Source organism: Flammeovirga aprica JL-4, assembly GCF_012844305.1.
GTDB classification, from domain to species: Bacteria; Bacteroidota; Bacteroidia; order Cytophagales; family Flammeovirgaceae; genus Flammeovirga; species Flammeovirga aprica.
Genome location: NZ_JABANE010000177.1, coordinates 1 through 10,396, shown reverse-complemented (window position 1 = coordinate 10,396; position 10,396 = coordinate 1). Strand labels below are relative to the sequence as shown.

12 protein-coding genes are annotated in these 10,396 nt (G+C 31.7%); all 12 read left to right on the top strand.

The genetic code is table 11. The annotated features are described in order from the left end of the window. Window positions 1–139: 139 nt before the first annotated feature. A complete protein-coding gene (locus tag HHU12_RS35870) occupies window positions 140–1,774 on the top strand; it encodes an RHS repeat-associated core domain-containing protein (RefSeq protein ID WP_169660761.1) in 1,635 nt (544 codons plus the stop codon). Between the two features lie 3 nt (window positions 1,775–1,777). Further along, window positions 1,778–2,254 (top strand): hypothetical protein, encoded by a 477-nt coding sequence (locus HHU12_RS31725; RefSeq protein WP_169660760.1) that lies wholly within the window; start codon window positions 1,778–1,780, stop codon window positions 2,252–2,254. A 570-nt stretch (window positions 2,255–2,824) separates the two neighbouring features. After that, window positions 2,825–3,091: a hypothetical protein gene (locus tag HHU12_RS31720; protein ID WP_169660759.1), complete on the top strand. Its 267-nt coding sequence runs from the start codon at window positions 2,825–2,827 to the stop codon at window positions 3,089–3,091. Continuing rightward, window positions 3,054–4,268 carry an RHS repeat-associated core domain-containing protein gene (locus HHU12_RS31715; protein ID WP_169660758.1) on the top strand — a complete coding sequence of 405 codons (1,215 nt, stop codon included), beginning with the start codon at window positions 3,054–3,056 and terminating at the stop codon, window positions 4,266–4,268. Before HHU12_RS31720 ends, HHU12_RS31715 begins: the two co-directional genes overlap by 38 nt. After that, window positions 4,210–4,695 carry a hypothetical protein gene (locus HHU12_RS31710; protein ID WP_205960053.1) on the top strand — a complete coding sequence of 162 codons (486 nt, stop codon included), beginning with the start codon at window positions 4,210–4,212 and terminating at the stop codon, window positions 4,693–4,695. Before HHU12_RS31715 ends, HHU12_RS31710 begins: the two co-directional genes overlap by 59 nt. 470 nt (window positions 4,696–5,165) lie before the next feature. Next, a complete protein-coding gene (locus HHU12_RS31705) occupies window positions 5,166–5,435 on the top strand; it encodes a hypothetical protein (protein ID WP_169660756.1) in 270 nt (89 codons plus the stop codon). A gap of 152 nt (window positions 5,436–5,587) precedes the next feature. Continuing rightward, entirely contained in the window at window positions 5,588–6,583 is a 996-nt protein-coding gene (locus HHU12_RS31700; protein WP_317170561.1) for an RHS repeat domain-containing protein, read from the top strand. Window positions 6,584–6,588: 5 nt separating this feature from the next. Further along, window positions 6,589–7,224 (top strand): hypothetical protein, encoded by a 636-nt coding sequence (locus HHU12_RS31695; RefSeq protein WP_169660754.1) that lies wholly within the window; start codon window positions 6,589–6,591, stop codon window positions 7,222–7,224. Between the two features lie 95 nt (window positions 7,225–7,319). After that, a complete protein-coding gene (locus tag HHU12_RS31690) occupies window positions 7,320–7,646 on the top strand; it encodes a hypothetical protein (RefSeq protein ID WP_169660753.1) in 327 nt (108 codons plus the stop codon). A 386-nt stretch (window positions 7,647–8,032) separates the two neighbouring features. Further along, a complete protein-coding gene (locus HHU12_RS31685; RefSeq protein WP_169660752.1) occupies window positions 8,033–8,299 on the top strand; it encodes a hypothetical protein in 267 nt (88 codons plus the stop codon). Next, entirely contained in the window at window positions 8,265–9,356 is a 1,092-nt protein-coding gene (locus HHU12_RS31680; RefSeq protein WP_169660751.1) for an RHS repeat domain-containing protein, read from the top strand. Before HHU12_RS31685 ends, HHU12_RS31680 begins: the two co-directional genes overlap by 35 nt. Window position 9,357: 1 nt before the next feature. Continuing rightward, window positions 9,358–10,023, top strand: coding sequence for a hypothetical protein (locus tag HHU12_RS31675; protein WP_169660750.1), 666 nt, complete (start codon window positions 9,358–9,360; stop codon window positions 10,021–10,023). The last annotated feature ends 373 nt before the right edge of the window (window positions 10,024–10,396 follow it).

The window sequence follows — 10,396 nt, the reverse complement described above, 5'->3', positions numbered from 1 at the left end:
TCATCACATAGATTGGATTTAAAGGGGAAATCACTTAGGACATTAGAAACAAAAGAGTAATATTAATTTATTTTTCAATATCTTGCTAATAGCAATTTGAAAGTGGCACAATATCAGTGAAATGAGTGGCACAAGATGAGTGAAATATATAGAAAGTGAGTATAAAGTAGCAAAAACAACGGATTATATCGGAGGTTTTGTTTACGAGAACGATGCACTTCAATTTATGCATACGGCTGAGGGAAGAGTCTTGGCTAAAGGTTCGGGAATTACATCTCATTTGGAAGAGGAAGAGTTTGTAGAGGAGTATCATTACAAAGATCATCTGGGTAATTTACGTGCTGCAGTCCGCTTGAATTCTGTTTATCATGAAGACTTTGAAGATGAGCAATCATTCTTTAAAAAGGCAGATAAAAACCGTATCATGCTCAATGCTGAAACAGGGCAGTACGCACAGCGTTTGGGAGGTTCAAAGGAAGAAAAAGACAGAGGTGGTGCAAACATCGCTCTAGAGCTAAAAGCAGGAGATACATTTACAGCATCTGTATCAGGTATTTATTATATAGATGATAACGATATACAGGAAACGACTACTTCTACCACAATGGTAAATTCTGCAACCCCAACTACAGGGGAAGTAGCTTCTAGTACAACACAGCAAACTGCACTTCCTGTACCTACTATTATCTATGGGTCATCTGAAAGGGTTGATGCAAAAGCTTTCCTGCAGGTTCGTTTCTATGATGAAAATGATCAGATAATCACTAAAGAACGATCATTTATTTCAAAAGCGGATCAAAGACAACAACTTCAATTGCCACTCACTGCACCTGAAAATACAGCCTATATGAAAATAGGGATCTTCAATCAATCTGAAGAAGTCAATGCCTATTTCGATAACCTAAAAGTCACCTTCAACGATTATATCGTCCAAGAAAACCACTATTACCCATTTGGTATGAATATGGCGGGTATTGAGAAGGAAGGTACACCGGATCATAAATTCCAATATAATGGGAAGGAGAAACAAGAGGAGATTGGTTTTATTGATTATGGTGCGAGACATTATGATGCGAGTTTGGGGAGGTGGTTTGTGGTTGATCCTCTGGCAGAAAAGATGAGAAGGCACTCTGTTTATAATTATGCTTTTAATAATCCAGTTCGATTTATTGATCCTGATGGTATGGCTCCAATGTTAGGAGATCCTGTGAAAAAACCTCAGATTAGATCCACAAGTAAAGGAAAATCAGGTGGACTGTTTGGTGAAAATAACAGAACAGACGAAGATGGGAATCTTAAAGACCATAATGGTGTTGATATTCTAGCCCCTAAAGGGACAAAAATTAAAAGTATAAAAGGAGGGTCTGTTTGGTCTGCTGGTGAATCTGATACTTTTGGTTTTTATGTTTTAATAAGAAGTGAAAATACTTCTGAACACAAAGGTAAGTATGAATGGACTCTATATGCACATTTAGAAGATAAAGGTCGGGCATCTGGAAAAATAAAGGAAGGAGATGAGATAGGCATTCAGGGTAACTCTGGTAATGCTAAACATATGTCAGAATCTGAAGAACATGTACATATTGAATATTCTGTGGGAGATACTTATAAAAAATCAAAGAGTAATCGAAAAGATCCATTGGAATTATTTGATACAAAATTTGATAAGAACGGAAATGTTATGAGTAATAAGAATCAAAAAGAAAATGAAATGATAAATAATCTATTTGAACCATTTTCATGGGAAAATTGGGAAATATATTTAGCTGAATAAAAAATGATTAATACAATTAATACAATCTTAATAATATCTATTCTAACTTACGAGATGATAGATATTAATGATATAAATATTGGAACAAAACAAATAAATGATATATCTCAAACAGATATAATGGTTATAAAAGGTAAACCAAATAATATTAAAAAACTATTTGATCCAATAGTTGATGATGAACCAACAATTATATTAAACTATAAAGACGAGTATATAAAATTTCAATATGGAAAGATAAAAGAATTTTATCTGAATAGTAGAGATATCAATATGAATAGTGGTATGTTCTTTAATAATTTCAATAAAATTAAACAGTTATTTCCAAAGTCTTTTGAGAATTGTATAATATCAAATGATGGGAAATATAGTATTGCAAGATTGAAAATTTATAAGGATTTATTAGAAACTGATACATATTTAGATTTACTTTTTATAGATAATGAGATTGTTAAAGTTAGATATTGGAAAGATTTATAAATTTAAATTTGTCATTAGCTTTGAGATATATCCTTAATTGTTTTGAGTGTTAAGTGTTAGCGTCACCTAGAACTTATCCATCGAATAAGTTTTCAACTTATAACTTCAAATAAAAAAGAAGGAATTGTAAAACATAAAGGTCAATTTTTGATAACTAATACATTCAAAATTGACCTTTATCTACTCTTATGTGGAAAGTTGTTTTTGGGAGACCAAGTTATAGAGAATTTCACGAATCTCTATCCGATTGAGATTATCACCCTCCTAGAGGTGAGGTGTTCACCCTTATAAGGGAAGGGATCACGACATGTAAAGGGGAAAGAGGTGTACCTACTAAGGTAGAAGAGTGTCACATTATAAGGTGAGCACCTGCACCCATTTTTTTCTTACTATTTGTGATTTGAAAACTTCAACTTCTCAACAAAAATTGTACTATATTTACGCCATAAATAGAACAACTATTATGTGTACTTCACACTGTTCAGAGTGTTAACTAGCGTCACTCGGAACTTATCTATGGATTAAGTCTTTGACTTATAACACAAGATGATAAAAAGCAAACATCAAAAAATGAGATACACTCTCTTACTTTTTTTATTTTTCACTTTGGAGGTTTTGCATGCGCAAACCTATCCTTCCCTTTCTGAGCTGAAGCAACAAAAACAGCTTCTTCAACAACAGCAGTTGGAAGACAGTTTGTTGCAGATGGGAAAGATGCCACAATTGGTCCCTTTTGTAGGAGGAAGAGTGGGTGTATCAAAAGCCTACGATTTCAATTGTGGAGAAACAATAGCTCCAAATGTTGCCCCTTATCTCATCGCAGGTGCGTTTCTTTGATGAAAATGATCAGCTAATCAGTAAAGAACGATCATTTATTTCTAAAGCAGATCAAAGGCAACAACTTCAATTGCCACTCACTGCACCTGAACATACGGCTTATATGAAAATAGGGATCTTCAATCAATCTGAAGAAGTCAATGCCTACTTCGATAATCTAAAAGTCACTTTCAACGATTATATCGTACAAGAAAACCACTACTATCCGTTTGGTATGAATATGGCGGGTATTGAGAAGAAGGGTACACCTGATTTTAAGTTCCAATTTAATGTGAAGGAGAAGGAAGAGGAGATTGGTTTTATTGATTATGGTGCTAGACATTATGATGCAAGTTTGGGGAGATGGTTTGTAGTGGATCCGATGAGTGAAAAGTATTATTCTATATCTAATTATACTTACTGTGTTAATAATCCTATCTTCTATAACGATATAAATGGAGAAGAAATAGTATTAATAGGAAGTGGTGAATTCAAGTGGAAAATTTTAAATACTCTTGTAAACTTGTTAAAGGAAGATAAAGGGTCTAAACTAATAAACTTTCTTGCTTCTAATGAAAGGACTGTTATTTCTGAAACTGAGGGTAAAAATTATACTTCTTATGGTAAAGGTATGGATGGTGAAAAATCTGCATTTATTTTATTTAATCTATCAAGTAATAAATCTAAAGTCGACGGAGTACCTAGAACTTATGAAACTTCATTGATGCACGAATTAACTCATGCTCAGCAATATATAAATGGAGAAAGGTCTGGTGAACTTGTTATTAATCCATATGAATTAGGAAGTATTGAGGAGGGACTGAATACTAGAGACTTTCTTGAATCAGAGGCTGTTGATAATGAAAACTATATTAGAGATTATTTTGGGCTAAATATCAGAAGGAATTATAATGGAATACCTAGTAAGAATTCAAAATTTAAATCAAGTTTTACACTAAATGATGGAAGTATTAATTCTATATATTTTGCAGTGAAAAATACCTCAATCTATAATTCTAAATCAACTATAAATTTAAAAGAAAAGGAAGCAAAATTCTTAAATAGCCTTAAAAAAGGAATTGGGGCTAAGAAATATTCAAAATATGGAGCGTTTACACATGATAATATATTTAAAGGTTATGACTTCTCTAGAGAAAAAGTTAATCAAAATGTTGTTATTATTGATTATAGTGAGTAGTTGTAATGAAAGTAGTAAAACTTTATCATATGACTTAGAAAAATGGGAAAATGATACATTACAATGTGTTGATTCTACTGAATGTAAATTTGTAGTTAATAATCTTTTTAAAAGATCAAAATTCTTTGAAAAAAGAAAAAATTTTATTGATTTTCTTATTGAAAAGAAAATCAATAAAATAGAGTGGATTCAAGAAAAGTTGTTTCTAAAAAGTGAAACTTTTGAATATTATTATAATGTAAATTTTAAAACTGTAAATGGAGACTATTTTTTTTATAATTCAAGTGAAAAATCTTTAGAAAAAATAGAGAGTTATGATTTTAAGTCATTAATGTTTTACACCAATGAAATTGATATACGTTATATTTATCAATGTGACCTAACGGCTCATATGGCATTTTTATATTTTAATTATAAATTTGAATAATATCCACTTTGTTCTGAATACTAAGTATAAACGTCACTCGGAACTTGGCTATTGAATAAGTTTCCAACTTAGAACTTCAAATAAAGAAGAAGATAGGTAGAACATAAAGGTCAATTTTTGATAACTATATATTCAAAATTAACCTTTATCTACTCTTATGTAGAAAGTGGTTTTTGGGAGTCCAAGTTCACAGGGAATTTCACGAATCTCTATCCGGTTGAGATTATCACCTCCTAAGGTTGAGGTGTTCCACCTTATAAGGTGAGCACCTGCACCCATTTTTTTCTTACTATTTGTAATTTGAAAACTTCAACTTCTCAACAAAAATTGTAGTATATTTACGCCATAAATCGAATAACTGTTATGTGTACTTCCCACTGTTCAGAGTGTTAATTAGCGTCACTCGGGACTTACCTATGGATTAAGTCTTAGACTTATAACACAAGATGATAAAAAGCAAACATCAAAAAATGAGATACGCTCTCTTACTTTTTTTATTTTTAACATTAGAGGTTTTGCATGCGCAAACCTATCCCTCCCTTTCTGAACTGAAGCAACAAAAACAGCTTCTTCAACAACAGCAGTTGGAAGACAGTTTATTGCAGATGGGAAAGATGCCACAGTTGGTGCCTTTTGTAGGAGGAAGAATAGGTGCAGCATCAAAAGCCTACGATTTCAATCGTGGGGAAACATTGTCTTCAAATATTGCCCCTTATCTCACTGCAGGTTCGTTTCTTTGATGAAAATGATCAGATAATCAGTAAAGAACGATCATTTATTTCTAAAGCAAATCAAAGGCAACAACTTCAATTGCCACTCACTGCACCTGAAAATACGGCCTATATGAAAATAGGGATCTGAAGAAGTCAATGCCTATTTCGATAACTTAAAAATCACTTTCAACGATTATATCGTCCAAGAAAACCACTACTATCCATTTGGTATGAATATGGCGGGTATTGAGAAGGAAGGTACTCCGGATCATAAGTTCCAATACAATGGAAAAGAGAAGCAAGAGGAGATTGGATTTGTTGATTATGGTGCTAGGCATTATGATGCGAGTTTGGGGAGGTGGTTTGTGGTTGATCCTCTAGCAGAAAAGATGAGAAGGCACTCTGTTTATAATTATGCTTTCGATAATCCTATTAGATTTATTGACTCTGATGGTAGAAAGCCGGATGATTTTATTTACATTAATTATAAAACAAGAGATGTGACTATTGTAAAAGATCCAGGTCTTGACAGGATTTATTTGGTGAGTGATAGAAAATTTTTAGAAGTAGGTAAACAAAAGTTTGTTGGGACAGCATTTAATGAATCATGGTGGTCATATGTTGATAAAATTAAACAGGAACCATTTAATCCCGGATATGGTAAAAATTATGAGTTAAAAGGTAAATATACAGGAGGATTAGATTTTTTTAAAGCCAATGGTTTTCAAAGTGGTGGAAATGATTTAGGTGTAATAGCAGATGTTTTTATTGAAAATATGAAGGGAACATTTGCTGAATTTACAAAGGATATTGATTATGATAGGATTCGTACTTGGACAGAAGGACCTTCTAGTGAACCACTTATTAAATATCCAAAATCAAAACCTGGAGAAAAAGTTATAGATATGTTTGATCCTCAAGGGATTGCACATGGTAGTACAAATGGGAGTATTTTCAATGGGTTTTTAGTATTTGATGCACTTGGGCAGCCTACAACTGATGTGTATGTTAATTATGTAAATAAAGAAAAGTCAAAAATTCAAATCATAGATACTCTTAAAATTAATGGTGTTGTAGGACCAAGGGGTATCTTTAATGGTAAAGTTCGATTTATAGATCTAGAAAATAATAGCGATACTTCATTCTTTTTGAAACAAATTCGCCCTAAAAGGTAATAATTATGAGAAAGGCATTAGTTTACTTTATACTATTAATAGTAGTACTTAGTTGTAGAGATAAAGTGAAACAATATTATTGGGTTGAGCCAACATTAAATGGAACAATTGATAGTATTGTCCTAATAAGAAAAGATGTACTAGTAGATAGTTCGAAGTATATTTTTATAGGTAAAGATTTGGAGAGAATTGTACATTATAAAGATAGAGAAATATACTCAATAGATTCACAGTATATAATTAATAATAATAGGAATGTTATTTATTTTGGAAATTTTGATTTAGGTGATACTTTATTCAATGGTTATTCTAATGTGAAATTGAACAAAAATAATATTCTATTAGAAAAAAATATTTTTTTCATGGGAAAAAAGACTGATAATATAAAGTATTTTTACGATAATCAGTTTCTTAAATCTTGTATTGATAATTACAACTCAAATTCAGATACATTATATTTTGAATATGATAATAGAGGTCAATTAATTGAAAAATATTTTAGAAATGGCTCATCTACAATATATCAGAACTATATATTAGATGATAGCAGTAATTGGATTTATCGTAAAGTAATAAATGTTGATAAAAATAATAAAGAATATTCAAGCTATGTTGAAGAGCGAATTTATTATTATAATTAAATTCTTCTCCACTGTTCGCAGTACCATTCTCAACTTGTATATAGAAGAAGTTTCATACTTATTACTTCACATAAACTAAAATATCAAAGAAACTAATGAAAAAATATATCATCTTCATTCTATTACTATTTACAACCTTTATATCCACTATACAAGGTCAAACTATTAATGGAATTACACCACAAGACCCACAAGTAAGGGCATTACAAAGGTATGATGAAGTACCTACAGGAACATATAAAGGAATCCCTGCTATTTCTTATCCTTTTTTAGGCTTAAAGAGTGGAGATTTAAACTATCCATTATCTCTTTCTTTTTCATGCAGGGGGAGTAAGAGTATCAGACCAACCTCTCTGTTCCGAAAATTAAGTGCTAGCGTCATTCGGCTATCGAATAAATTTCCAACTTATAACTTCAAATAAAAAAGAAGGATAGGTAAAACATAAAGGTCAATTTTTGAAACTACACATTCAAAATTGACCTTTACCAACTCTTATGTAGAAAGTGGTTTTTGGGAGTCCAAGTCATCAGGAAATTTCACGAATCTCTATCCGATTGAGATTATCACCCTCCTAAAGTTGAAGAGTATCACCTTATAAGGGAAGCACCCGCACCCATTTTTTCTTACTATTTGTGATTTGAAAACCTCAACTTCTAAACAAAAATTGTAGTATACCTACGCCATAAATCGAACAACTATTATGTGTACTTCCCATTGTTCAGAGTGTTGACTAGCATCACTCACTACTTACCTATAGATTAAGTCTTTGACTTATAACACAAGTTGATAAAAAGCAAACATCAGAAAATGAGATACGCTCTCTTCCTGTTTTTATTTTTTACACTAGAGGTTTTACATGCCCAAACCTATCCCTCTCTTTCTGAGCTGAAGCAACAAAAACAGCTTCTTCAAGAACAGCAGTTGGAAGATAGTTTGTTGCAGATGGGAAAGATGCCACAGTTGGTGCCTTTTGTAGGAGGAAGAGTGGGTGTATCAAAAGTCCCCGATTTCAATCATGGGGAAACAATAACTCTAAACATTGCCCCTTATCTCACTGCAGGTTCGTTTCTATGATGAAAATGATCAGATAATCACTAAAGAACGATCATTTATTTCAAAAGCGGATCAAAGACAACAACTTCAATTGCCACTCACTGCACCTGAAAATACAGCCTATATGAAAATAGGGATCTTCAATCAATCTGAAGAAGTCAATGCCTACTTCGATAATCTAAAAGTCACCTTCAATGATTACATCGTCCAAGAAAACCACTACTATCCGTTTGGTATGAATATGGTGGGTATTGAGAAGGAAGGGACACCGGATCATAAATTCCAATACAATGGAAAAGAGAAGCAGGAGGAAATTGGTTTCTATGATTATGGTGCTAGGCATTATGATGCTAGTTTGGGGAGATGGTTTGTGGTGGATCCGTTGGCTGATGTCCAAAAACAAATACATTTATCTCCTTACGCCTACTCTAATAACAATCCTATTAGATATAATGATCCTACAGGAATGATTTGGGAAGATCCTAAAAAGGCGAGGAGATTACAAAAGAGGATTAATAAAGTAATTGTAAGAAATGTCAATAAGTTAGCAAGAATTAATAAAAAAATAAACACTGGTAAAGTTTCAAGTAGAAAACAGTCAAAGTTTAAAATGAAGATTACAGAAATAAATGATGAAAATGAACTACTCAAAACTGCAATTTCTGATATTGACCAAATAGCAAAAGCTCCAGAGACCTTCAGGTTGACAGGGCCTGATTCAGATAATGGTAAACATGGAGTAGTAAAAGGTAGTAATGGAGTAATTAACATCGAAGGTTCCAACGATGGTCTACATATTCATGAAATTAGGCATGTCGTACAGTCACTAAAAAGTGGTGGGCTGAGATTTAAAGGGAATAAATTATTAAATGCGGCTAACATAAAAAGTCCATATTATAAAGCAGAAACAAGGAATAATGAAGTAAATGCTTATAGGACTCAATATGCTTTTGATGGTTCATTTCCCGTGAGTGGAACAGGTTCATTAAAAGATATAAATGAAACAACATTATTAAGAATTGAAGGTGTAAATAAAAATGGTGAAAAAGTAAAAATTTATAAAAATCTTGAAGATTAAAATGCTAAAAACAAAATTATTGATGATATTATTACTTTGTTTAAGTTGTCAAAAATTGAGTAAAAACAACAATTTTTATGGCATCTACTCCAATAATTATCAAAAAATATTTATACATGAAAATGGGGTTTTCACTATTGTATCTGATGATTCTTATGTTCCGCATCCAATTGAAATTTGTGATACGATTTCAATTGGAACTTGGGAGCAAAAAGATTCTAAACAACTTTTAATTAACAGTAAAAAACGAACTACACCTACATTTTTTTTAAATAAGGAATTCGAACAATCTAGTGATAGTCTATATTTTGTAATTAAATATCCTCTTCAATCATTTAGGTTTAAAGTTGAGATACTGATTAATAAAGAAAGAATAGTAACAGTATCAAAAGATTATGCAGCTATACCAAAGAAAAGATATTTAAATTCTAATATAAAAAACTTGATTGAGATCTACACAATCCCCTATTCAGGTACTGAATCTCATATAATTTTATCAGATAGTATTAACACAGAACTTAATAATTATTTTTTAATAACAATGCCTATAATTGATGCTTGTCATTTTGATTATATGGATTACATAAATGATACTTTAAGTATAATCAATAATCGAAGAATAATGTTAAAAGAAAAAATATATACAAAATTACCAATAAAGTTCTGAGTTTTAAGACTAGCACTGCCCTCCACTATTTAAGAATAAAGTGCTAGCATCACTCGGAACTTGGCAATTGAATAAGTTTTCAACATATAACTTCAACCATAGTGAAATATAGGTAAAACATAAAGGTCAATTTTTGATAACTACACATTCAAAATTGACCTTTATCTACTTTTATGTAGAAAGTGGTTTTGGGGAGTCCAAGTTCTCAGGGAATTTCACGAATCTCTATTCGGTTGAGATTGTCACATTATAAGGTGAGCACTAGCACCCATTTTTTTCTTACTATTTGTGATTTAAAAACTTCAACTTCTCAACAAAAATTGTAGTATTTTTGCATCATAAATCGAACAACTATTATGTGTACTTCCCACTG

What these genes read in the sequence shown, in the direction of transcription:
- HHU12_RS31725 (WP_169660760.1), top strand. Translation starts at nt 1,778, where the DNA reads ATGATTAATACAATTAATACAATCTTAATAATATCTATTCTAACTTAC.
- HHU12_RS31720 (WP_169660759.1), top strand. Translation starts at nt 2,825, where the DNA reads ATGAGATACACTCTCTTACTTTTTTTATTTTTCACTTTGGAGGTTTTG.
- HHU12_RS31715 (WP_169660758.1), top strand. Translation starts at nt 3,054, where the DNA reads ATGTTGCCCCTTATCTCATCGCAGGTGCGTTTCTTTGATGAAAATGAT.
- HHU12_RS31710 (WP_205960053.1), top strand. Translation starts at nt 4,210, where the DNA reads ATGACTTCTCTAGAGAAAAAGTTAATCAAAATGTTGTTATTATTGATT.
- HHU12_RS31705 (WP_169660756.1), top strand. Translation starts at nt 5,166, where the DNA reads ATGAGATACGCTCTCTTACTTTTTTTATTTTTAACATTAGAGGTTTTG.
- HHU12_RS31695 (WP_169660754.1), top strand. Translation starts at nt 6,589, where the DNA reads ATGAGAAAGGCATTAGTTTACTTTATACTATTAATAGTAGTACTTAGT.
- HHU12_RS31690 (WP_169660753.1), top strand. Translation starts at nt 7,320, where the DNA reads ATGAAAAAATATATCATCTTCATTCTATTACTATTTACAACCTTTATA.
- HHU12_RS31685 (WP_169660752.1), top strand. Translation starts at nt 8,033, where the DNA reads ATGAGATACGCTCTCTTCCTGTTTTTATTTTTTACACTAGAGGTTTTA.
- HHU12_RS31675 (WP_169660750.1), top strand. Translation starts at nt 9,358, where the DNA reads ATGCTAAAAACAAAATTATTGATGATATTATTACTTTGTTTAAGTTGT.